The sequence below is a fragment of the Micromonospora olivasterospora genome, assembly GCF_007830265.1.
Lineage (GTDB): Bacteria > Actinomycetota > Actinomycetes > Mycobacteriales > Micromonosporaceae > Micromonospora > Micromonospora olivasterospora.
In genome coordinates this window covers 4605440-4627162 of record NZ_VLKE01000001.1, presented here as the reverse complement: position 1 = coordinate 4627162, position 21723 = coordinate 4605440, and the positions used below count along the sequence as shown (strand labels likewise).

Here is a 21723-nt window from a genome sequence, read left to right as displayed (position 1 = left end):
AGTGATCCGCATCCATCGACGGGAGAGACGATTGACCATCCGGGTGAACCGCAGGACCGCGCTGGGATTCGGAACGGTGGCCACGGCCGGGGCGGTGCTCGGCACCGCCGGGCCGGCGTCCGCCGCCGCGACCGCCACCACACCCCGGCAGGCCGCCGACCAGGTGGCCGCCGCGTACGCCCAGGAGACAGCGCTCGCGGGGGGCAGCTGGCGGGCGTACGTCAGTGTCGCCGACCCGGCGGGCCCGCCGCAGGTGGCCGTCGCCGACGAGTCGAACGTCGTGCTCCAGGCATACAGCGTCAACAAGGTCGCGGTGGCCACGGCGGTGCTGGACAAGGTGGACCGGGGGCTGCTGACGCTCAGCCAACGGGTCGACGTCACGGCCTCGATCGTGGTGCCGGGCGGAGACGGCATCTTCAGCCTCGACGGCGCGTACCCGAGCAGCGTCACCCTCGGGCACGCGCTGGCGGCCCTGCTCACCGTCTCCGACGACACCGCCGTGCGGCTCTGCGGCCTGGTCTGCCCGGCCGCCGAGCTGAACCAGATCCTCGTGGCGAAGGGCTTCCCGAACACGCAGGTGGAGCCGGTCGCCAATCCCAACCGGTTCTATCTGGGCACCAGCACCCCGCGGGAGACCCACGACCTGCTCCGCGCGCTGGTGGCCGGCACGCTGCTCTCGCCCGCCTCGACGTCGTTCCTGCTCAACCTGCTGCGCTCCCCCATCGCGTTCACCGACGGCATCCGGCGCGAGATGTCCTCGGCCGAGCGCGCCCGGATCGGCACCAAGGCGGGCTGGTTCGGCAGCGCCCGGCAGGAGGCCGGGGTGATGTTCGACGCGGCCGGCGCGCCGGTGCTCACGTACGCCCTGTTCGCCGACGGCCAGGCCCGCGCGGACGACTTCGGCGCGACCCATCCCGCCGTGCAGGCCCGGGCCCGGATGGGCCGCCGCTTCCTGACCGCGGTCGACGGGCTCGCCGGCACGGGGCGCACCCATCGCGCGCCGGCGCACCGCCCCAGCAACGGCGGCTGACCCGGGCCCGCGTCGCACCCGCCCGGGCCGGCTCCCGACGCCGGCCCGGGCGGGGACGGCCCGACGGGTGCGCCGGTGGCCTACCGTGTACTGGCGGACGACCGGCTGAAGGGGGCGCGCGACCATGGCGGAACCAGCGGGGCGGGGCGGGCAACGGGCGCTCACGCGGCGGCTGCGCGGGGTGGCCGGGCTGGCCGCGGTCGCCGGCCTGGCCTGGGTGGCCCGGGACGTGCCGGCGGCGCTGGGCGGCCGGCTCACCGGGGCCCGCGCCGAGCGGGCGGCCCGCTCGCCCCAGTTCCGCGGCGGCACCTTCCACAACCGGCCCGGTTCCCGCTCGATGCCGGGCGTGGCTGGCCGCGACCTGGTCCGGGAGCTGATCTTCGGCAAGCAGAAGCGCCGGCCGAGCACGGCGGTGCCGCTGCTGCGCCCGGCCGACGCGCCCGCCGCCGACGACGGCCGCGAGCTCAACGTCGTCTGGTACGGCCACGCCTCCACGCTGATCGAGATCGAGGGGCGCCGGGTGCTGCTCGACCCGGTGTGGAGCCAGCGGTGCTCCCCGTCGCCGCTGGTCGGGCCGCGCCGGCTGCACGAGCCGCCGGTGGGCCTGCACGAACTGCCCGCCGTCGATGCCATCCTGATCTCCCACGACCACTACGACCACCTCGACATGGCCACCGTGCGGGAGTTGACGGCCCGGCAGTCCGCGCCCTTCGTGGTGCCGCTGGGCGTCGGGGCGCACCTGGACCGGTGGGGCGTGCCGGAGCACCGGGTCGTCGAGCTGGACTGGTCGGAGAGCCACCGGCTGGGCGGGCTGACGATCACCGCCACCGCCGCCCAGCACTTCTCCGGCCGGGGGCTGCGCCGCGACGGCACGCTGTGGAGCTCCTGGGTGGTGGCCGGCCCGCACCGGCGGGTCTTCTACACCGGCGACTCGGGCTACTTCGACGGGTACGCCGAGATCGGCGCGGAGCACGGCCCGTTCGACGTCACGCTGATGCAGATCGGCGCGTACGACCGCGCGTGGCCGGGCATCCACATGTTCCCGGAGGAGGCCGTCGCCGCCCACCTCGACCTGCGCGGCGGTCTGTTCGTCCCGGTGCACTGGGCGACGTTCAACCTGGCCCTGCACGACTGGTCGGAGCCGGTGGACCGGCTGTGGGCCGAGGCGAAGGCCCGCGACGTGCGGCTCGCCGTGCCGCGCCCCGGCGAGCGGGTCGTGGTGGACGACCCGCCCCCGGTCGACGGCTGGTGGCAGGCGGTCGCCTGAGCATTCCTCAGAGCACGAACGCGTCCGTCCAGAGCGCGCCGGAGCGACCGGAGAGCGCGTCGAGCATGGCCACCGCCTGCCCGTCGGTGAGCTGGGCGACGAAGTCGACGATCGCCCGCCCCCGCGCCCGGCCGATCCGGTCCGGCGTACGCGGGTGCAGCTCCGCCTCGGCCAGCTCCACCAGGTCGTGCAGCCGGCGCGGCAGCCGGGACTCCTCCTCCGGGTCGAGCAGCCACTCCCACAGCGCCTCGACCAGCGCGCCCAGCAGCCGGGCCTGCCCGCGCTGGTGCAGGGCGAGGTCCGGCCGGGCCAGCACGAACCGGTGGTGGACGAACTTGAGCACCTGCACCTCGTGCCACTGCGCCGGGGCGAGCAGCACGTGCCCGGAGCGCACCGACGGCGCGTCGGTGACGGTGATCGCGTCCACGAACCGGGTGGTCCACCGGGCGGAGAACCGGGCCACGTACTGCTCGGCCTCGATCGAGCCGTCGAACGGCACCGCCAACAGCCCCTCGACCAGCTCCTGCCGGACGTGCTCGACGGCGGCGGCGAACGCCTCGTCGTCGGCGATCCAGCCGTCCTTGCGGTGCAGCTGCCGGCGCAGCCGCTCGATGGCCGCCCCGGGGCGGCGGGCGACCCCGGCCAGGGCCGGCTCGGTGACCGCGCGGAAGTGCCCGTTCTCCCGCTGCCAGGCCATCAGCTCGGCGGCCACCGCGCCCTGCTGGAGCACCCCGACCCGATAGAAGTCCTCCACGTCGTGGATGGCGTACGCGATGTCGTCGGCGGTGTCCATCACCGACGCCTCGACGGTCTGCTGCCAGTCGGCGATCCGGCCGGCGAACGGCTCCCGGGCCTGCCGCAGGTCGGTCAGCTCCGTTCGGTACGCGCCGAACTTCGCCGAGCCGCTGTCGGGGTCGTCCGGCGGGGCGGCCGCGCCGCGCGGCGGCGGGTCGAGGTGGCGCGGGTGGGGGTCGGGGTGGTCCAGCCGCGTCCACGGGTACTTCAGCATGGCCGCCCGGACCGCCGCGGTCAGGTCCAGCCCGGTGGTGGCCGCGCCGCGGATCTCCGTGCTGGTGACGATCCGGTACGACTGGGCGTTGCCCTCGAAGCCGTCGGCCAGGCCGAGCCGCTGCCGGGCCAGCCGGTCGAGCACCCGCTCCCCCAGGTGCCCGAACGGCGGGTGCCCGAGGTCGTGGGCGAGCGCGGCGGCCTCCACCACGTCCGGGTCACAGCCGCCGAGCTTCTCCAGCAGGTCCCGCCACCGCGTGTCGGCGGTGAGCCGCTCGGCTATCGCCCGGGCCACCTGGGCCACCTTGAGGCTGTGGGTGAGCCGGTTGTGCACGAGCAGGCCGGACCCGCCGGGGCTGACCACCTGGGTGACCCCGCCGAGCCGGGCGAAGAAGGGCGAGGCGACGATGCGGTCCCGGTCGGCGCGGAACGGGCTGCCGGCGAGGTCACCGAGGGCCCGGGCGCTGCCGCCGAACAGCCGCCGCGCCCGCGGGTCAGCGGGAAGGTCCATGCCGTCACCCTAGGATCTCTCCCTGACAGCGCGCCGGCCGGCCGGACGCCTGGCCCGGACCGGGCATCATGTCGACCATGAAGATCACCAGCGCCGGCCACTCCGGCGGCCGGGGGCGCTGCCGCTGCCGCAAGCCGACCCACTGCCATGCCGCGGGTCACTGCCACAGCGAGGTCGGCGCGCGTCGGCAGGGACCCGGCTGCAAGGGCCGCAAGGGGGCCCTGGACTCCTGTGGCGACGACCCGTGCAGCAGCCCGGGCTGCTGCGACCTGGGGCTCTTCGCCACCCTGCTCACGCTCGGCGCCGTCGCGGCGGGCGCCGCCGGCGGCCGAGCGCCCGGCAGCCCGGAGCGGACGGCCGGCAGCCCGGAGCGGACGGCCGGCAGCCCGGAGCGGACGGCCGGCAGCCGGCCGGGACCGCTGGACCGGGCCGGTCTCGCCGCGATCCGCGGCTACCGCCGCTGGCTGTCGCACCGCTGGCCGGGGCAGTGCCGGTACGCCCCGACCTGCAGCGCGTACGGGCTTGCCGCCGTCGACCGGTACGGGCTGGCCGTCGGCGGGCGACTCGCGGCGGCCCGGCTGCGCCGTTGCCGGCCGCGGGTGCCGCTCGGAACCGCCGACCCGCTACCCTGACCGACCTCGCCGCGGTCTCCGGCGCCCCGGGGCGGCGACGCGCCGGGGGGCGGGTCAGGGCGGCGGCGTCGGGGGCGGACGGCACAATGCAGGACGGAACCCACCCGAGAAGGCGGATCAAGTCGTGACCCAGTCTGTGCACCAGCGGATCGCCGACGAGCTCGGCGTCGCCGAACGTCAGGTCCGGGCGGCCGTGGAGCTGCTCGACGGCGGCGCCACCGTGCCGTTCATCGCCCGCTATCGCAAGGAGGCCACCGGCCTGCTCGACGACGCCCAGCTGCGCACCCTCGAGGAGCGGCTGCGCTACCTGCGCGAGCTGGACGAACGCCGCGCCGCGGTGCTGGAGTCCATCCGCAGCCAGGGCAAGCTGGACGAGGCCCTCGAAGCGCAGATCATGGCGGCCGACTCGAAGTCCCGGCTGGAGGACATCTACCTGCCGTACAAGCCGAAGCGGCGGACCCGGGCGCAGATCGCCCGCGAGGCCGGGCTGGAGCCGCTGGCCGACGCGCTGCTGGCCGACCCGACGCAGGAGCCGAAGGCGGCCGCCGCCGGGTACGTCGACGCGGACAGGGGGGTGGCCGACGCCGCCGCCGCGCTGGACGGCGCGCGGGCGATCCTCATCGAGCGCTTCGCCGAGGACGCCGACCTGATCGGCACGCTGCGCGAGCAGATGTGGTCGCGCGGCCGGCTGGTGTCGCGGGTACGCGAGGGCCAGGAGTCGGCCGGGGCCAAGTTCGCCGACTACTTCGACTTCGCCGAGCCGTACCCGAAGCTCCCCTCGCACCGGATCCTGGCGATGCTCCGGGGCGAGAAGGAGGGCGTGCTCGACCTGACGATGGACCCGGAGGCCGAGGGCGACTCCGACGCGGTCGCCGCCGGGCCGAGCCGGTACGAGGCGGCCGTCGCCGGCCGGTTCGGCGTCGCCGACCAGGGCCGCCCGGCCGACAGGTGGCTGGCCGACACCGTGCGCTGGGCCTGGCGCACGCGCATCCTCATCCACCTCGGCGCCGACCTGCGGATGCGGCTGTGGCAGGCGGCCGAGGAGGAGGCGGTGCGGGTGTTCGCCACGAACCTGCGCGACCTGCTGCTCGCCGCGCCGGCCGGCGCCCGGCCGACGATGGGGCTGGACCCGGGCCTGCGTACCGGGGTCAAGGTCGCCGTGGTCGACGCGACCGGCAAGGTGGTGGCCACCGACACGATCTACCCGCACGAGCCGCGCCGGCAGTGGGACGCCTCGATAAGCACGCTGGCGAGGCTGGCCGCGGCGCACGGGGTCGAGCTGGTCGCCATCGGCAACGGCACCGCCAGCCGGGAGACGGACAAGCTGGCCGGCGACCTGATCAAGCGGCACCCGGAGCTGAAGCTGACGAAGGTGGTGGTCTCCGAGGCCGGCGCCTCGGTCTACTCCGCCTCCGCGTACGCCTCCCAGGAGCTGCCGGGCCTGGACGTGTCGCTGCGCGGCGCGGTCTCCATCGCCCGCCGGCTCCAGGACCCGCTCGCCGAGCTGGTCAAGATCGACCCCCGCTCGATCGGCGTGGGGCAGTACCAGCACGACCTGTCCGAGGTGAAGCTCTCCCGCTCACTGGACGCGGTGGTCGAGGACTGCGTGAACGCCGTCGGGGTGGACGTCAACACGGCGTCGGCGCCGCTGCTGACCCGGGTGTCGGGCATCGGCGCGGGGCTGGCGGAGAACATCGTGCTGCACCGGGACGCCAACGGCCCGTTCCGCACCCGGGCCGACCTGCGCAAGGTGCCCCGGCTCGGCCCGAAGGCGTTCGAGCAGTGCGCGGGCTTCCTGCGCATCCCCGGCGGCGACGACCCGCTCGACTCGTCGAGCGTGCACCCCGAGGCGTACCCGGTGGTGCGGCGGATCCTGGCCCACACCGGGCGGGACGTGCGCGCGCTGATCGGGCAGAGCGCCATCCTGCGCGGGCTGCGGGCCACCGACTTCGTCGACGACACGTTCGGCCTGCCCACCGTGACCGACATCCTGGCCGAGTTGGAGAAGCCGGGCCGCGACCCGCGCCCGGAGTTCCGGACGGCGACGTTCGTCGAGGGCGTGGAGACGATCGGTGACCTGACCCCCGGCATGATCCTGGAGGGCGTGGTCACCAACGTCGCGGCGTTCGGCGCGTTCGTGGACGTGGGCGTGCACCAGGACGGCCTGGTCCACGTCTCGGCGATGTCGCGGACGTTCGTCAAGGATCCGCGCGACGTGGTGAAGTCCGGCGACGTGGTCCGGGTCAAGGTGCTCGACGTCGACGTGCCGCGCAAGCGGATCTCGCTGACCCTGCGGCTGGAGGACGACGCCGAGCCCGGTGCCGGCCGGGGCGGCGACGGCGGCCGGCGCGAGCGCGGCGGCCCCGCGGCGAGCAGCCCGGCGAGCGGGGCGGCGGCCGGGGCGGCCAGGCGCGCGGCGGCTCGCGGGGCGGCCCGCAGCAGCGGCCGGGCCGGGGCGGCGGAACCCCGCCGCCGGCCAACGGGGCGATGGCGGACGCGCTGCGCCGCGCCGGCCTCGCCTGACGGCGGCGCGGCGTCCTCCGGCAGCGACGCGCTCGGCTCCCGGGCGCGGTCGCTGCCGGTGGCGCCTCCCGGGCGCGGTCGCTGCCCGTGGCGCCTCCCGGGCGCGGTCGCTGCCCGTGGCGCCTCCCGGGCGCGGTCGCTGCCCGTGGTGGCCCATGGGCGGCGCCCTTGCGGTGGTGCCTCGCCTCCGGTGTCGAGGGGGCCGGGTGGGCGTACCGTCGCGGGTATGGGTGCGGACGACGGCCCCGCGTGGCGGGAGCGGCAGCGGCGGGCGGTGCGGGCGCACGCCGAGGCCGACGAGCGGCGGCGGGCGGCCGAGCACGCCGAGGCCGCGCGGCTCGTGGCGTGGTTCGTGGCGGAGGCGACCCGGCGCGGGCTGCGGCCCACCCGGCTCACCGCCGTGCCGTACGCGGGCCGCGGCCGCTACCGCACCAGGCTCACGGGCTGGTACGTCGACCGGGCCCGCACCCGTGCCGTGGACACGGCCGGCCGGTGGTACCAGCTGACCGTGCCGGCCAGCCTGCGCGCCCGCGTCCTCGGGGCCGACCCGCCGCCCGGCCCCGCGCCCCTGGTCGTCGGCGAGGGCGGCCGGGACGGCGAGTCCCTGCCGCTGCGCGAGATGCTCGCCCGCCGGCTGGACGAGTTCAGCGCACGGCGACCTCGGCCGGGGCCCGGCGCCTGACCCGCCGGCCCACGTGCCACCACCAGACCTGCTGCACCGCGAGGGTGGCCAGCCCGGCGAGCACGATCGCGCACAGGTTGATCAGCAACTGGACCGCCGAGCCGCCCGCCTCGTGCCACACCCCGTACGCGGCGGCGACGGCGACGTTCGCGGCGGCCGGCACGGTGGTGACCGAGATCAGGACCCCGACCAGGGCGCCGGACTTCTTGGAGGTCAGCGAGAGCATCCCGGCGACCCCGGCCAGCAGGCCGACCACCCAGGACAGCGCGTCCGGGCGCCAGATGAAGTCGGTCAGCGGCCGCTCGGCCAGCAGCATGCCCCGGTGGACCAGGCCGGCGGCGGTGAGCGCCCAGGTGCTGACCACCGTGGCGAGCATGGCGGCCAGGAAACCCGCCACGAGGGCCTGCACCGACCGGACGACGGTCGCCGGCTTACGCCGCAGCAGCGCCACGCAGAGCGCGGCGAGCGGGCCGAACTCGGGGCCGACCACCATGGCGCCGACGATCAGGATGGGCTGGTCGAGCAGCACCCCGATACCGGCGATCATGGTCGCCACCACGATGAGCACCAGATAGGTGGCGGACAGCTCCGTCTGCTCGCCCGTCTTCGCCGCGACCTCGTCCCAGACCACGGCGTCCGCGCCGCTGCCCGGCGCCTCCTCGGCGGCCCGCTCGGCGGCGGTGGAGAGGGTGAGCTCCACGTCGTCGGCGGCGATCCCGCCGCGCGCCTCCACGCCCAGTTCCTGCAGCCCGCGCAGCACGTTGTCGGCCCGCTCGCGGACCACGTCGCAGAGGATCAGGTCGCCCCGGGGTAGCCGGGCCGCGCCGGGAAGCACCACCAGGTGGGTGACCCCCGGGTCGGCGCGCCCAGCAGGTCGGCCACCGCCGCTGACTGGTCGGGCGGGGCGATCACCCTCAGGTGCAGCACGGACCGGCTCCCCTCGCCCGTCGTCGGTGTGGCCCGCAGCACTCTAACGCCCCGGACGCGACCGCGTGCGCGAGGCAGGAGCGTCCAAAACGGTCATCCGGTCGTTCAACCTCTGATAGAACCCATTTGTCGATTTATCACGCGATCAGCCCGGAGAGCCAGGAACGTGTCGCGGTCCTGCCGTCCCCGGGCCGCAGACCGACGGCCCGCCGACCGGAGGGTGTCCCCCACATGAGCGGAACCATCTTTCTGTCCCCGCCCGACCTGAGCCCTCTGGAGGAGGCATACGTGCTGCGCGCCGTCCGCTCCGGACGGTTCGACCCGGACGGGCCGGAGATCCGGCACTTCGAACGGGAGGTGGCCGGGCGGGTCGGCACCGCCCACGCTCTGGCGGTCAGCTCGGGAACCGCCGCGCTGCACCTCGCCCTCCTCGCGGTGGGCGCGGGCCCGGGCACGGTCGTGGTGGTGCCGACCCTGACGTTCGCGGCCACGGCCAACGCCGTGGCGTACACGGGGGCCAGCCCGGTCTTCGTCGACTGCGAGCCCGCCTCCGGCAACCTCGACGTGGAACTGCTGCCGGCGCTGCTCGACCGGCTGCGCGCCGCGGGTGAACGCGTCGCCGCCGTCATGACGGTGGACATCAACGGGTCGTGCGCCGACTACGAGCGGCTGCTGCCGATCTGCGCGGACGCCGGCGTACCGATGGTGGAGGACGCGGCGCAGGCCCTCGGCGCCACGCGGCGGGGACGCGCGGCGGGGTCGTTCGGCCGGGTCGGCATCTTCTCGTTCAGCCACAACAAGATCATGACGACGTCCTGCGGCGGCATGGTGGTCTCGGAGGACGCCGACCTCGTCGCCCGGTGCCGGCACCTCTCCTCGCAGGCCCGCGAGCCGGTCGCCCACTACGAGCACCGCGATGTCGGCTACAACTACCGGCTGAGCAACGTGCTGGCCGCGCTCGGGCGGGCCCAGTTGCGCCGGCTCGACCAGATGATCGACCGGCGGCGCGCGCTCCGGGAGCGGTACGCGAAGCTGTTCGCCGCCGTGCCCGGCGCCCGGATCCTCGGCGACGGCGACGCCGGCTCCAACTGCTGGCTCACCTCGCTCGTCGTGGACCCGGACGCCGCCGGGTGGGACGCCGCGCAGCTCGGCCGGCACCTGGCCGCCCGGGACATCGAGACCCGTCCGATGTGGAAGCCGATGCACCGGCAGCCCGTGTACGCGGGGCGGCCGGCCGCGCTCACCGGGGCGGCCGACCGGCTCTTCGCCACGAGCGTCTCGCTGCCCAGCGGCTCCGGGTTGGCAGGCGGCGACGCCGACCGCCTGTTCACCGCCGTCGAGGAGTTCCTGGAGGGGCGCCGATGACGGCTTGCCGCGCGTACGAGGGCGCCAAGCGCGTCCTCGACGTCGTCGTCGCCGCCGTGTGCCTCGTGCTGGCCACGCCCGTCATACTCGCCGTCGCCGTCGCGATCATGGTGACGATGGGCCGGCCCGTGCTGTTTCGGCAGCCGCGCCCGGGCCGCCACGCGCGGCTGTTCGACCTGGTCAAGTTCCGGTCCATGACGGTTCCCGGACACACCGACGGGCCGGCCACCGACGCCGCCCGGCTCACGCCGCTGGGCGCGTGGCTGCGGGCGACGAGCCTCGACGAGCTGCCGACCCTGTGGAACGTGCTGCGCGGCGACATGAGCCTGGTCGGGCCGCGCCCGCTGCTGCCGTCCTATCTCGACCGCTACACCCCGCAGCAGTTCCGCCGGCACGAGGTGCGCCCCGGCGTGACCGGCCTGCAGCAGGTGAACGGCCGCAACGCGCTGACCTGGGACCGCCGCTTCGCCTACGACGTCTGGTACGTCGACAACCGCGGCTTCCTGCTGGACCTAGGCATCCTCGCCCGGACCGTGGTGGTGGTGCTGCGCCGGGAGGGCATCACGGCGCCGGGCAGCGTGACGGCCCACGAGTTCCGCGGCAGCAGGGCGCCCGCCGTGGTCGGCGCCGGGGTCGGGGCCGGCGAGGGGCGTACCGCATGAGCGCGGACGTCGTCGTGGTCGGTTGCGGCGGCCACGGCCGGGAGGTGCTCGGCATCATCGAGGCGGTCAACCGGGCGTCCGCCGCCGGGCCGGCCTGGCGGGTGCTCGGCTTCGTCGACGACGCGCCCAGCGACGTCAACCGCAAGCGGGTCGCCCGGCTCGGGCACGCGTACCTCGGCCCCACGACGGTGCTCGCGGCGCTGCCGCCGCGTACCCACGTCGCGGTGGGCATCGGGGCCCCGGCGGCCCGGCGCGCGGTCGTCGAGCGGCTCGACGCGTACGGCCTGCCGGCGGCGGACCTGGTGCACCCGGACGCCACGGTCGGCCCCGACGCCCGCCACGGCGAGGGCCTGCTGGTCTTCCCCGGGGCGCGGGTCACCACGAACGTGACCATGGGCCGGCACGTGCACCTCAACCAGAACGTCACCGTCGGGCACGACTGCGTGCTCGGCGACCTCGTCTCGGTCAACCCCCTCGCCGCCGTCTCGGGCAACTGCCGCATCGACAGCGGCGCGCTGGTCGGCGCCGGGGCCGTGGTGCTGGAGGGCCGCCGCGTCGGCGCCCACGCCACGGTCGGCGCCGCCGCCTGCGTCGTCCGGGACGTCCCACCGCACACCGTTGTGAAGGGGGTACCCGCTCGATGATCGCCGACGCCACAGGACGGCCACGACGACGCGCCACGCCGGAGCGAACGCCGGCCGTCGGGGGCGGCCCCACCGCCGCGCGGCGGCTGCGGGTCGCCGTGCTGCTCAAGACCAACAGCGGCGGAATGTGGATCCTGCCGCAGGTCCAGGAGCTGATCGGACGCGGGCACCAGGTGGTGGTCGTGCTGCCTGGCGGCGAGGGCCGGCTCACGGCCGAGTTGCGGCGGCGGGGCGTACCTGTCGAGGAGTCGCCGTTCGACTTCCGGGTCGGCCCGGGCAGCCTGCGCGGTCTGCTGGGCCTGCGGCGGCTGCTGCGCCGGCTCGCCCCGGACGTGCTGCACTACCACCTGCTCGCCTCCGCGTTCGCGGGCCGGTTCGCCACCCTCGGCATGGCGCTGCGCCGGGTGCACATGGTCGCCGGGCCGCTGTACCTGGAGTCCCCGCTGATCCGCCCCTTCGAGCGCCTGCTGTGGCGCCTCGACGACGTGGTCATCTGCGGCTGCCGGCACGCGTCGGAGCGGTACGGGGAGCTGGGCTGCCCGCCCCGGCGGCGCCCGGTGGCCACGTACGGGGTGAACACCGACCGGCACCGGCCGGACTGGACGGTCCCGGCGGAACCCGGCGACGGCGTCGACTTCGACCGGCGGGCGCACGCGGACGCGCGGGCGAAGGCCCGGGCCGAGCTGGGCATCGGCGACGACACGTTCCTGGCCGTGCTGGTCGCCTACGTCTACCCGCCGATCCGGCTGATCAACGCCGGCCGCGGGATCAAGGGCCACGACGTGCTGTTCCCGGCGTGGCGCCGGTTCCGCGAGCGGCACCCGCGGGCGCACCTGCTGGTGGTCGGCGGAGGCTGGGGCGAGGCGGGCGCGGCCCACCGCCGCGAGCTGATCGACCGGTTCCGCGTCGCCGGCGACCCCGGCATCACCTGGCTGGAGACTATCGAGGACGTCCGGCCGTGGTACGCCGCGGCCGACGTCAGCGTGAGCCCGTCGCTGGGCGAGAGCCACGGGGCGGCCGTCGAGGCGGGCGCGATGGCGGTGCCGAGCATCGTCAGCGAGGCCGGCGGCCTGCCCGAGACCGTCGACGAGCGCTGCGGCTGGGTCGTCCCGACGGACGACGTGGCGGCGCTGACCGACGCGCTGTCGGCCGCGTACCGGGAGTTCACGGCCGGCCGGCTGCCGGAGCGGGGGCGGGCGGCCCGCCGGCTGATGGTGGAGCGGTTCGACAACCGCGACTCGGCCGTCCGGGTGGCGGACATCATCGAGGACGTCGCGGCCGGCGGGTGGCGCGGATGAGGGTCGTCGTCACCTCCGAGGCCCGCTTCCGCCGCACCCCGGACGGGGCGGTGTGGACGCCCGACGGGCCCGACCACGGGTTCTGGACCCGCTACCTCAGCGTGTTCGACGAGGTGCGGGTGGTGGCCCGGGTGCAGGACACCGACCGCGCCGGCGAGACCGCGCGCCGGGTCGACGGGGACCGGGTCGGGGTGTGGCCGCTGCCGTACTACGTCGGGCCGCGGCAGTACCTGGCGGCGCGGCGGGCGGTCGCCGAGGCCGTCGCCGAGGCCGCGGACGACCGGGACGCGGTGATCCTGCGCGTCCCGTCCGCGATCGGCACCCTGCTGGCCGCCGGGCGCGACCGCCGGCGCCTGCCGTACGGGCTGGAGGTGGTCGCCGACCCGTACGACGTGTTCGCGCCCGGGGTCGTCGGTCACCCGCTGCGGCCCCTGCTGCGCCGGCGCTTCGCCGCCCGGCTGCGCGACGAGTGCGCCGCCGCCGTCGCGGTGTCCTACGTGACCCGCGCGCATCTGCAGTCGCGCTACCCGGCCCGGCCCGGCGTACCGACGACGGCCGCGTCCAGCATCGACCTGCCGCCCACCGCCTTCGTCGCGCAGCCGCGGCGCGGCGCCGTGCCGGTGGGGACCGAGGCCACGCTCGTCACGGTCGGCACGATGGACCAGCTGTACAAGGGCGTGGACGTGCTGATCGACGCGCTGGCCCGGCTGACCGCCGCCGGCCGCCCGGTGCGGCTCGCGCACGTGGGGACCGGCCGCTACCAGCCGCGCCTGGCGGACCTGGCCCGGCGGGCCGGCGTCGCCGACCGGGTGACGTTCCTGGGCTGGTGCCCGCCCGGCGAGCCGCTGCACCGGCGGCTGGACGCGGCCGACCTGTTCGTCATGCCGTCGCGCACCGAGGGCCTGCCCCGGGCGCTGATCGAGGCGATGGCCCGCGGGCTGCCGGCCCTGGGCACCAGCGTGGGCGGCATACCGGAGCTGCTCGCGCCGGAGGACCTCGTACCGCCGGGCGACCCGGCGGCGCTGGCCGACGCGGTCGCCGCGATGCTGGGCGACCCGGAGCGCCTGACCGCCGCCTCGGGCCGGAACCTGGCGCGGGCACGGGCGTACTCCCGGGACGTCCTGCAACCCCGGCGCGAGGCGTTCTACCGCAGCGTGCGGGACGCGACCACACGCAAGGGCCTGGTCCGCTCCCGCTGACCCGGCCGCGCCGGCCGACCCTGTCCGACACTTCCGAGGAGCACCGCGTCATGACCACCGGAGGCCCCGTCGCGCCCCAGCAGGGGACATTGGACTTCCTCGAAACCTGGCGTCGGCCCGTCCGGGTCGTGCACGTCATGGGCTGCCTCGACCGCGGCGGCATCGAGACGTCGGCACTGGACGTCTGCCGCGCGATTCCACCGGACGAGGTCCAGCAGACCTTCGTCACCGTCGCCGGCTGGGAGGGGGCCCTCGCCGCGGACTTCCGGGCCGCCGGCGCCGCCGTCCGGCAGCTCCCGGTGCGACCGAGGCGTTCCTTTCCGCTGCGCATGTGGCAGTGCCTGCAATCGCTGCGGCCCGACGTCGTGGTCTCCCACATCAGTCTGACGAGCGCTCTCGTGCTGCTGGCGGCGCGGGCCGGCGGGGTTCCCGTGCGGGTGGCGCGGCTGTCGAGCGAGGGCGACGGACGACCGGACACGCGCGGGCGCAGAGCACAACGGGCGCTGCTCAGGCGCCTGCTGCCGCACGTCGCCACGGATGTCCTGGGGGTGACGGCCGCGGCGCGGGACTTCGCCGGGGTACGCCCGGGCGACCCGCGCTACCGTGTGCTGCCCAACGGCGTGGCGATCAGTCGCGTCGACGGCTGGGACCGGGAGACCGCCCGACGGCACTGGGGTCTGCCTCCGGACGCGCCGGTGCTCGGCTACCTCGGCAGGGCGGCGCCGGAGAAGAACCGCGCCTTCCTCGTCGAGATACACCGGGCCGCCCGCGCGCTACGGCCGGACGCGCGACTGCTCGTGGCCGGACCGGGCGGCAGCGACGACATCACCGGCCCGCACCCGCAGGTCGGCGCGGACGGGCGGGTGGTGCTGGCGGGCGAGGTCGACGAGATCGCCTCCGTGCTGGCGGCCTGCGACGTCCTGCTGCTGCCCTCCGTACGGGAGGGACTGCCCGGCGTGATTCTCGAGGCCCTGGCGGCCGGCGTGCCAGTGGTGGCAACCGACCTGCCCACCCTCAGGGAACTGGCCACACTCGTCCGCGGGGTCGTGCCGGTGTCCCTCTCGGCCGGCGCGGACGCCTGGGCCACAGTCGCCCTACGGCAGGCCGAGATGGACGCCGACGAGCGCCGCGAACTGAGCCTGTCCCTGCGCTCGTCCCCCTTCACCCTCGAGCACGCGACGCGGGAGTGGCGCGATCTGTGGCGGGTGACGACCGGTCGGAACGCATCGCCCGTTGGGTGTCCACCCATCGGGCCACCAGCAGGATCGTCAGGCAGAGCCCGGCCTGCGCCACGACCGGAGTGAAGTTGTTGCGGCTCCAGACCAGCAGCACGTAGCCGATCATTCCGACCCCGTACTCCCAGATCGACCCGGGCCGCGTGCCGTCCAGCCAGGCGATGACCGCTCCGATCAGGGCCATGACCACGATCACTCCGACGATTCCCGCGGCCCGGTACGCCTCGGCGGTGGGCGAACCACCGATGGCGCCGAGTTCCGGACGGTCCAGGAAGGCGGTCGACAGGTTCCGCTGGTCCAGCGCGGCGGGCGTGACGTCCAGCCCCAGGAGGCGGCCGACAAGACGTTCCACGGGCGCCCAGTACACGTCCCAGCCGGCGAAGGGCTGGTGTTCGACCATGCGCCACTCCCGCACGACGACCACGGTACGCAGGGTCGCGCTCAGTTCGGCGAGACCGTCCAGCGGGTTGAGCGAGGCATCCGCCAGACGAAAGCCGCCGGGGCCCCCTTCCCGTGCCTGACGCACGACCGATCCCAGCGACAGCAGCGCGAGGACCACCGCGCCGTGCCACAGCCGCACCCGCACCTGGCGTCGGCGGCTCCAGGCGACGAGGAAGGCCGCCAACGGAAAGATGGTGCCACTGCGCCACCCGATGGTGAGCGGGATGACGATCAACGGCAGGAAGGCCAGGACCCACCACCGTGAGCCGCCGGAGCCGACCACCGCCATGCCGATGCCCAGAAACAGGAACGCCCAGGCCAACTGGGGTTTGTGCTGCTCGGTCCGGAACAACGCGTAGTTGTCCGCGCCGAGCGAGCCGACCCCCTCGGACAGGACGACCCCGAGGAGCAGCAGCCCGCCCAGGAGCACCAGGAGCGGGCCCGCCGACGCCATGACGGACGTCGCGGGTCGGTCAGGCGCCGGCGGGCCGACCCGTCTTCTGCCGCCAGACCTTCGCCAGCACGCCACGAGTGAGTAGCCGAGCAGGTATGTCGACATGCTGATCACGACCAACATCACCGCGGCGGTGATCTGTGGCGACATCAGCCACGTCAACGGATCGCCGGTCACCCTCGTCAACAGGTCCGGCACGACACCGGCAATGAGGTAGGGGGCCAGGCCCACGTGGAACACGGCATAGATCGCGAGAAACATCGAACCGAGGGAGATCTGCCGGTTGCCGCGGAGCCGCATCATCAGCGTGACGTTCACGACGGCCACGACCACCGCCGCGGACGCCGCCAGCCTCGGCGAGGCGGCCAACGCCTGGTAGGACATGGCGACGACGACCAGTTGGCCTGCCGCGACCGCCGCCGCGGCCGGCGGTGCGACGCCCGACCGCCCCGGGATGGCGCCGGGGGCCTTCGCGGCCCTCCGTCGTCGGTGCCGGGGGATCGCCGCTCGCGAGGTCGTCGGCATGGCGAGGACCATGGTCCAATCCCTTCATCGATTGATCGCACGATTGTTGTACCAGAAATCGGTGAACATTCGCGGATTTCGGGCGGAAACCACGAATTGTGATCGACGCTCACCTGGGTCCGGGGTTCTCGCACGCCGCATCCATTTCCCGCGCAATTCGTTGGAAGGAAAAGACGACACGCCGCGGGCAAGCAGCGGGAGGAAATTGCCGTGAGTGCGCTCCGACGGGTGCGGTCGGGTTGCGGCCGGCGCGGATGAGGCGGACGCTCACCTCGATGACGGGGGCGAGCCTGGCGCAGGCGGGCAACCTCGCGCTTGCCGCCGTCGTGGCCAGCCGTCTGCTCGGGCCGCACGACCGGGGCCTGATGGTGCTGGGGGCGACGAGCGGCAGCATCGCCGCGCTGGTGGCCGGCCTCGGGACCTCCCACGCCCTCAGGGCGCGGCTGCCCGCGCTCGACGACGAATCAGGGCGTACGCGGCTGCTCGCCACCTACACCTGGGTCTCGGCACTGGCCGCGGGCCTTGCGAGCGCCCTCGCGATGCTCGCGTGCTGGGTCTGCGCCAGCACGATCGACCGGGGGCTCGCAACGCCGAGGTTCCTGCTCGCGGCCCTGGTGGCGACATTGGGGCAGACCGCGCTGGTGCAGTTTCCCGACACCTGGTACGCGGCTGGGCGCTTCACGGCCGGCAGCTCCTGGGCCGCGGCGGTCGCCGCGGGCGGCACGGTCGGCCTGGTGCTGCCCGCTCTGGTGCTCACCCCGACCGCCTGGGGGCTGCTGCTCGGCCAGGGCGCGGGCATGACGGCCGTGGCGGTCGCCCAGGCCTTCCACCTGCGTGCGGCGAGGCTGCTCCTGCTCGGCGTGCCCGACCGACGCGAAGCGGCCTGGCTGCTGCGCTCGGGGATCCAGTCCCTCGGTCTCACCATGGGCCTGGCGCTCGCGCTCCGGGCCGATCGGTTCATTCTGGGCGGCGTCGCCGGCGCCGCGATGGTCGGCGTCTACTCGACCGCCGCGACGCTGAGCGAGGCGCCACGGGTGATCCCGGCGGCCATCGGCCAGACGACCTATCGGAAGGTGACCCTCGGCTTCGGGGCGGCGGAGGTGGAGCGGGCGCAACGGTACGCCGTCCTGGCCTCGGCGGGAACGGGTCTGGCCGTGGCGGTGACGGGCTGGCTCCTCATCACGCCCGTCTTCGGCGCCTCGTTCGCCGAGGCCAGGCCCCTCCTCCTCGTACTGCTCCTCGCCGAGCTCCTCTTCGCGCCGTTCGCGGTGGCCAGCCGGGCCCTGTTGGGCGGCGGTTGGATGGGCAGCGCGGGACTCGTCGGTGCGGCCGGGGCGGTCGCCGCGCTGCTGCTGTTCGGCTCGGCCGCCTGGCAGTGGGGGGCGTACGGCGCGGCGTGGGCGTCCGTCCTGCTCTACGGCGGCCTCTCCACCGCGTCGACGATCGTCCTGCGTCGCCGGCTGCGGTCGCGCGCGGCCGCCCGCCCAGCCGGGGTCCCCCGCCCGCAGCAGGGGCTCGAGCGGGCCCGGACGTAGCGGGCGGCACCGCCGCGGTCAGCGGCCGGCGGGAACGCGGCCGGACATCCAGGCGACGGTGGCCTCCAGGCCGGCGCGCAGCGGCCACCGGCGGGCCGCCGGGAACAGCTCCCGGAACCGGGCGCAGTCGGCCTGCGAGTCCTGGACGTCGCCGGGCCGGGGCGGGTGGTACTCGGCCTCCAGCCGCCGGCCCAGCACGAGTTCCAGCTCGGCGATGAGCTCGAGCAGCGAGATCCGCGCGCCGAAGGCGAGGTTCACCGCGTCCGGGGCGCCGACGCGGCGCCGGATCGCGTCCACGATCGTGGTGGTGACGCTGCCGACGTAGGTGAAGTCGCGGCTCTGCGTGCCGTCGCCGAAGACCTGCAACGGGCTGCCCTCCAGGGCCGCGGTCACGAAGCGCGGCACCACCGCCGCGTACGCGTGGTTGGCGGCCTGCCGCGGCCCGTACACGTTGAAGAAGCGCAACGGCAGGACGTTCGTGCCGTAGCAGGCGGCGTGCGCGAGCGCGTACGCCTCGGTGGCCAGCTTGGACACCGCGTACGGGCTCACCGGCATCGGCCGCAGGGTCTCCCGCCGGGGCAGGACCGGGTTGGCGCCGTACACCGACGAGGAGGAGGCGACCACGACCTGCGGTACGCGGTGCCGGCGCGCCGCCTCCAGCACGGTGAGGGTGCCGGTGGCGTTGGCGTGGTGGCTGCGCATCGGATCGTCGATGGAGCGGGGTACGGACCCGAGCGCGCCCAGGTGCACGACGCTGGCAGCGCCGACCATCGCCTCGTCGAGCAGGTCCGGGTCCAGCACGGTGCCGACCAGCAGCCGGGCGGGCAGTCCGTCGAGGTTGTCCAGCGACCCGGTGGACAGGTCGTCCACCACGACGATCTCGCTGATGCCCAGCGTCTCGCCCAGCGCGCCGACCAGGTTGGAGCCGATGAACCCGGCACCGCCGGTGACCACGATCTTCACAGCTGTTCCCTCCGGTCAGACGGCCCGGTCGGCGCGGTAGCGGCCGAGGTTGGCGGGGTCGAGGAACCACTCGACGGTCGCCTTGAGGCCGTCGTCGAGCGGGACGGCCGACTGCCAGCCCGTCGCGGACCGCAGCAGGCCGGCGTCGCCGACGAGCCGTTCCACCTCCGAGCCCTCGGGGCGCAGCCGGGCGTCGGAGACCCGGATCTCCGGCTCGACGCCGAAGATGGCCGCGATCCGGCGCACCAGCTCGCCGACGGCGGTCTCGCGCCCGGTGGCGGCCTGGAACACCTGGCCGACGACCCGGTCGGCGGGCGCGGTGCCCACGGCCACGAACGCCGCCACCGTGTCCGCCACGAACAGCAGGTCGCGGGTGGTGTCCACCGCCCCCAGCTCGACCGTGCGGGAGCCCTTCGCCAGCTGGCTGACGATGGTCGGGATGACCGCGCGGGTGGACTGCCGGGGCCCGTACGTGTTGAACGGGCGCAGCGTGACCACGGGCAGCCCGAAGCTGAGCTGGAAGCTCTCCGCCAGCTTGTCCGCGCCGATCTTCGACGCCGCGTACGGGGACTGCCCCCGCAGCCGGTGCGCCTCCGTCATGGGCACCGTCGTCGCGGTGCCGTACACCTCGCTGGTGGACGTCACGACCACCCGGCCGGTGCCGGCGCGGCGGGCGCTCTCCAGCACGTTGAGCGTGCCCACGACGTTGGTCTCGACGTACGACTGCGGTGCGAGGTACGAGTACGGGATGCCGCCGAGCGCGGCCAGGTGGTACACCACGGACGCGCCCTCGACGAGTCGGTCCACCATCGTCCGGTCCCGGATGTCGCCGGCCAGGATCTCCACCCGCGCGAGCTGGTCCGCGTGCAGCGTGTCCAGCCAGCCGTACGTGCCCGCGCCGTTGTAGTGCGCGAACGCGCGCACCCGGTGGCCCCGGCCGACGAGCGCCTCGACGAGGTGCGAGCCGATGAAGCCGCCCGCGCCCGTCACCGCCACCAGGTCGCCGGTTGAGGAATCCCGCATGTCATCCACTCCTCGTCTGCCGGTCCCGGCCGGGACCGGACGGATCGTCTGCTGGCCGGGACGGGCCGGGGCCGGGGTCCGCGGCGCGGGCCGGGGACGACGCCCCCGCCCACAGGGCCTTGATCGAGTCGGCCAGGTCGTGCCGGGGCGTCCAGCCCAGGTGCGCCGCGGCCCGGCGGACGTCCCCGCACATCCACCCGACGGTCGCCGACCGGGCCGGCGGCCGGCCGTCCTCCCGCACCCACCCGGTGAAGCCGGCCGCGTCCGCGAGCAGCCGCACGGCGTCGCGCACCGGCACCGCCCGCCCGCTCGCGACGTTGAACACGCGCGGGCCGGACGGCGGGACCCGCAGCGCCGCGGCGACGGCGGCGGCGACGTCCCGGACGTCGACGAAGTCGCGGCGGACGTCCAGCGGTCCGGTGCGCAGCACGCCGCCGGCCGGGCAGCGCGCGAGCTGGGCGGCGACCCCGCCGAGCAGGGTGGACCGGGGCGTCCCGGGGCCGACCGGGTTGAACACCCGCAGCACCACGGCGTCGACCCGGCGGTCCCGGGCGGCCAGCTCGACCAGCCGGGTGGCGGCGAGCTGGCTGACCCCGTACGCGGCGACCGGGTCCGCCGGACAGTCCTCGCCGACGGCGCTCCCGAGCGGTACGCGGCCGTACTCGGCGGCCGAGCCGAGGCGGACCAGGCGCGCCGCCGGGGCGGCCTCGGCGACCGCGTCGACCAGCTTCGCCGCGACCAGGGCGTTGGCGCGCAGCAGCTCCTCGGCGGTGCCGGTCGCCCGACCGGCGCAGTTCACCACGGCGGCCGGCCGCACGGCCCGGATCAGGGCGGCCAGCTCGTCGGACGTGGCGCCCTCGAGGTCGCACTCGGGGCGCGACGGGCAGACCAGCGGCAGCTCCGCGGCCAGGGCGGCCCGGACGTGGCCGCCGAGGAAGCCGGTGGCGCCGAACAGCAACACCGGCCGGGTGTCGGGGCGCATGCCGGACCTCATGTCGGGGCGAGGACGCCGGCCGGCAGCAGGATCGACTCCACCTCGCCGAAGCGGCTGTTGGCCTCGTCGTAGTCCTCCGGGCGGCCGATGTCCAGCCAGAAGCCCTCGAAGTCGTAGCTGGCCGGTGGCTCGCCCTGGCGCAGCAGGTCCAGCACCAGCTCGTCGAAGCCGAAGCAGAGCCCCTCGGGGTAGTCCGCGATCGCCCGCCGGGAGAGCCCGTACACCCCCATGCTCACCCGGTAGCGCAGCACCGGCTTCTCCGCGAAGGAGACGATCTTGTCGCCCTCGGCCTCCAGCACCCCGAAGTCGATCTTCACGCTGCGCCGGTACGTGGCCACGGTCAGCGGGGCGCCCGAGCGGGAGTGGACGGCGAGCAGGTCGGCGTAGTCGAGGTCGGTGAGCACGTCGCCGTTCATCACCAGGAACTGCTCCGGCAGCCGGTCGCGCATGCCGAACAGCGGCCCGATCGTCGACAGCGGCGTGCGCTCCTCCAGGTAGTCCACGGTCAGCCCGAACCGCGAGCCGTCCCCGACGAACGCCCGGATCAGCGAGCCGAGGTGGTTGATCGCGAGGGTCACCCGGCTGCACCCGTGGGCCGCGAGCTGGTGCAGGATGATCTCCAGAATCGCGTAGCTGTCGCCGATCGGCACGAGCGGCTTGGGCAGCGTCGAGGTGTAGGGGCGCAGCCGTACGCCCCTGCCGCCGGCCATGATGACTACGTGCACGCACCCCTCCGCACCGCGCTCGGTTGCCGCTACCCACTCCCTCGACACAACGACGGCGCCGCCAGCGAAGTGACGCAAAA

General features: G+C 75.2%; 18 protein-coding genes and 2 pseudogenes. 12 read left to right on the top strand and 8 right to left on the bottom strand.

All coding sequences use genetic code 11. The annotated features are described in order from the left end of the window. The first annotated feature begins 31 nt into the window (after positions 1-31). A complete protein-coding gene (locus JD77_RS21420; RefSeq protein ID WP_145775894.1) occupies positions 32-1030 on the top strand; it encodes a serine hydrolase in 999 nt (332 codons plus the stop codon). 124 nt (positions 1031-1154) lie between these two features. Beyond that, positions 1155-2297: an MBL fold metallo-hydrolase gene (locus JD77_RS21415; RefSeq protein WP_145775893.1), complete on the top strand. Its 1143-nt coding sequence runs from the start codon at positions 1155-1157 to the stop codon at positions 2295-2297. A gap of 7 nt (positions 2298-2304) precedes the next feature. Here JD77_RS21415 and JD77_RS21410 read toward each other — a convergent pair whose 3' ends face one another. Beyond that, positions 2305-3816 carry a deoxyguanosinetriphosphate triphosphohydrolase family protein gene (locus tag JD77_RS21410; RefSeq protein ID WP_145775892.1) on the bottom strand — a complete coding sequence of 504 codons (1512 nt, stop codon included), beginning with the start codon at positions 3814-3816 and terminating at the stop codon, positions 2305-2307. Positions 3817-3893: 77 nt separating this feature from the next. On the opposite strand from JD77_RS21410, the gene yidD reads away from it, so the two are divergent. The 3 genes and pseudogenes from yidD to JD77_RS32275 all read left to right on the top strand — a co-directional run bounded on the left by yidD (position 3894) and on the right by JD77_RS32275 (position 7653). Then, positions 3894-4448 carry a membrane protein insertion efficiency factor YidD gene (gene yidD, locus JD77_RS21405; protein ID WP_145775891.1) on the top strand — a complete coding sequence of 185 codons (555 nt, stop codon included), beginning with the start codon at positions 3894-3896 and terminating at the stop codon, positions 4446-4448. A gap of 124 nt (positions 4449-4572) precedes the next feature. After that, positions 4573-6971 (top strand): annotated as a pseudogene (locus tag JD77_RS21400) (Tex family protein). Positions 6972-7197: 226 nt separating this feature from the next. Beyond that, positions 7198-7653 (top strand): hypothetical protein, encoded by a 456-nt coding sequence (locus JD77_RS32275; protein ID WP_170286506.1) that lies wholly within the window; start codon positions 7198-7200, stop codon positions 7651-7653. Here the strand turns inward: JD77_RS32275 and JD77_RS21395 are convergent. Together JD77_RS21395 and JD77_RS34810 are read right to left on the bottom strand one after the other, a co-directional pair. Continuing rightward, positions 7616-8491 (bottom strand): DUF389 domain-containing protein, encoded by an 876-nt coding sequence (locus JD77_RS21395; RefSeq protein WP_246140819.1) that lies wholly within the window; start codon positions 8489-8491, stop codon positions 7616-7618. The two genes, JD77_RS32275 and JD77_RS21395, sit on opposite strands and share 38 nt — an antisense overlap. Beyond that, positions 8449-8580, bottom strand: a complete 132-nt coding sequence (locus JD77_RS34810) for a hypothetical protein (RefSeq protein WP_281292109.1) — start codon at positions 8578-8580, stop codon at positions 8449-8451. Before JD77_RS34810 ends, JD77_RS21395 begins: the two co-directional genes overlap by 43 nt. Positions 8581-8811: 231 nt before the next feature. Here JD77_RS34810 and JD77_RS21390 point away from each other — a divergent pair, with 231 nt between their 5' ends. From JD77_RS21390 to JD77_RS33915, 6 genes and pseudogenes are all read left to right on the top strand, one after another. After that, the gene (locus JD77_RS21390; protein ID WP_145775890.1) at positions 8812-9945 is read left to right on the top strand and encodes a DegT/DnrJ/EryC1/StrS family aminotransferase; all 1134 of its coding nucleotides are present in this window, start codon (positions 8812-8814) and stop codon (positions 9943-9945) included. Next, on the top strand, positions 9942-10607 hold the full coding sequence (locus tag JD77_RS21385) for a sugar transferase (protein ID WP_145775889.1): 666 nt from the start codon (positions 9942-9944) through the stop codon (positions 10605-10607). The genes JD77_RS21390 and JD77_RS21385 overlap by 4 nt, the downstream gene beginning before the upstream one ends. After that, positions 10604-11251: a NeuD/PglB/VioB family sugar acetyltransferase gene (locus JD77_RS21380; RefSeq protein WP_145775888.1), complete on the top strand. Its 648-nt coding sequence runs from the start codon at positions 10604-10606 to the stop codon at positions 11249-11251. The genes JD77_RS21385 and JD77_RS21380 overlap by 4 nt, the downstream gene beginning before the upstream one ends. Beyond that, positions 11248-12549 (top strand): glycosyltransferase, encoded by a 1302-nt coding sequence (locus JD77_RS21375; protein WP_145775887.1) that lies wholly within the window; start codon positions 11248-11250, stop codon positions 12547-12549. The genes JD77_RS21380 and JD77_RS21375 overlap by 4 nt, the downstream gene beginning before the upstream one ends. Further along, positions 12546-13748, top strand: coding sequence for a glycosyltransferase (locus JD77_RS21370; RefSeq protein WP_145775886.1), 1203 nt, complete (start codon positions 12546-12548; stop codon positions 13746-13748). Before JD77_RS21375 ends, JD77_RS21370 begins: the two co-directional genes overlap by 4 nt. A gap of 50 nt (positions 13749-13798) precedes the next feature. After that, positions 13799-14764, top strand: a pseudogene (locus tag JD77_RS33915) (glycosyltransferase); the annotation flags it as partial. Between the two features lie 145 nt (positions 14765-14909). Here JD77_RS33915 and wzy read toward each other — a convergent pair. Further along, positions 14910-16403, bottom strand: a complete 1494-nt coding sequence (wzy, locus tag JD77_RS35220; RefSeq protein ID WP_170286505.1) for an O-antigen polysaccharide polymerase Wzy — start codon at positions 16401-16403, stop codon at positions 14910-14912. A gap of 275 nt (positions 16404-16678) precedes the next feature. Between wzy and JD77_RS21355 the strand changes: the two genes are divergently transcribed. After that, positions 16679-17938: a lipopolysaccharide biosynthesis protein gene (locus JD77_RS21355; protein ID WP_170286504.1), complete on the top strand. Its 1260-nt coding sequence runs from the start codon at positions 16679-16681 to the stop codon at positions 17936-17938. A gap of 18 nt (positions 17939-17956) precedes the next feature. On the opposite strand, the gene JD77_RS21350 is transcribed toward JD77_RS21355, so the two are convergent. From JD77_RS21350 to JD77_RS21335, 4 genes are read right to left on the bottom strand one after another with little or no spacing between them, the layout of a single operon-like run. Continuing rightward, positions 17957-18901, bottom strand: a complete 945-nt coding sequence (locus JD77_RS21350; protein WP_145775882.1) for an NAD-dependent epimerase/dehydratase family protein — start codon at positions 18899-18901, stop codon at positions 17957-17959. A gap of 15 nt (positions 18902-18916) precedes the next feature. Then, positions 18917-19924, bottom strand: a complete 1008-nt coding sequence (locus tag JD77_RS21345; RefSeq protein ID WP_145775881.1) for an SDR family NAD(P)-dependent oxidoreductase — start codon at positions 19922-19924, stop codon at positions 18917-18919. Between the two features lies 1 nt (position 19925). After that, complete coding sequence (locus JD77_RS21340; protein WP_145775880.1) at positions 19926-20906, bottom strand: NAD-dependent epimerase/dehydratase family protein; 981 nt, start codon at positions 20904-20906, stop codon at positions 19926-19928. A gap of 8 nt (positions 20907-20914) precedes the next feature. Further along, a complete protein-coding gene (locus JD77_RS21335) occupies positions 20915-21643 on the bottom strand; it encodes a sugar phosphate nucleotidyltransferase (protein ID WP_145775879.1) in 729 nt (242 codons plus the stop codon). Positions 21644-21723 lie beyond the last annotated feature (80 nt).

Excerpts from the sequence above, each read along its gene's own strand:
- wzy (WP_170286505.1), bottom strand. The coding sequence starts at position 16,403 with ATGCCGACGACCTCGCGAGCGGCGATCCCCCGGCACCGACGACGGAGG.
- JD77_RS21380 (WP_145775888.1), top strand. The coding sequence starts at position 10,604 with ATGAGCGCGGACGTCGTCGTGGTCGGTTGCGGCGGCCACGGCCGGGAG.
- yidD (WP_145775891.1), top strand. The coding sequence starts at position 3,894 with ATGAAGATCACCAGCGCCGGCCACTCCGGCGGCCGGGGGCGCTGCCGC.
- JD77_RS21370 (WP_145775886.1), top strand. The coding sequence starts at position 12,546 with ATGAGGGTCGTCGTCACCTCCGAGGCCCGCTTCCGCCGCACCCCGGAC.
- JD77_RS21375 (WP_145775887.1), top strand. The coding sequence starts at position 11,248 with ATGATCGCCGACGCCACAGGACGGCCACGACGACGCGCCACGCCGGAG.
- JD77_RS32275 (WP_170286506.1), top strand. The coding sequence starts at position 7,198 with ATGGGTGCGGACGACGGCCCCGCGTGGCGGGAGCGGCAGCGGCGGGCG.
- JD77_RS21410 (WP_145775892.1), bottom strand. The coding sequence starts at position 3,816 with ATGGACCTTCCCGCTGACCCGCGGGCGCGGCGGCTGTTCGGCGGCAGC.
- JD77_RS21385 (WP_145775889.1), top strand. The coding sequence starts at position 9,942 with ATGACGGCTTGCCGCGCGTACGAGGGCGCCAAGCGCGTCCTCGACGTC.
- JD77_RS21345 (WP_145775881.1), bottom strand. The coding sequence starts at position 19,924 with ATGCGGGATTCCTCAACCGGCGACCTGGTGGCGGTGACGGGCGCGGGC.
- JD77_RS21415 (WP_145775893.1), top strand. The coding sequence starts at position 1,155 with ATGGCGGAACCAGCGGGGCGGGGCGGGCAACGGGCGCTCACGCGGCGG.
- JD77_RS21355 (WP_170286504.1), top strand. The coding sequence starts at position 16,679 with ATGACGGGGGCGAGCCTGGCGCAGGCGGGCAACCTCGCGCTTGCCGCC.
- JD77_RS21390 (WP_145775890.1), top strand. The coding sequence starts at position 8,812 with ATGAGCGGAACCATCTTTCTGTCCCCGCCCGACCTGAGCCCTCTGGAG.
- JD77_RS21340 (WP_145775880.1), bottom strand. The coding sequence starts at position 20,906 with ATGCGCCCCGACACCCGGCCGGTGTTGCTGTTCGGCGCCACCGGCTTC.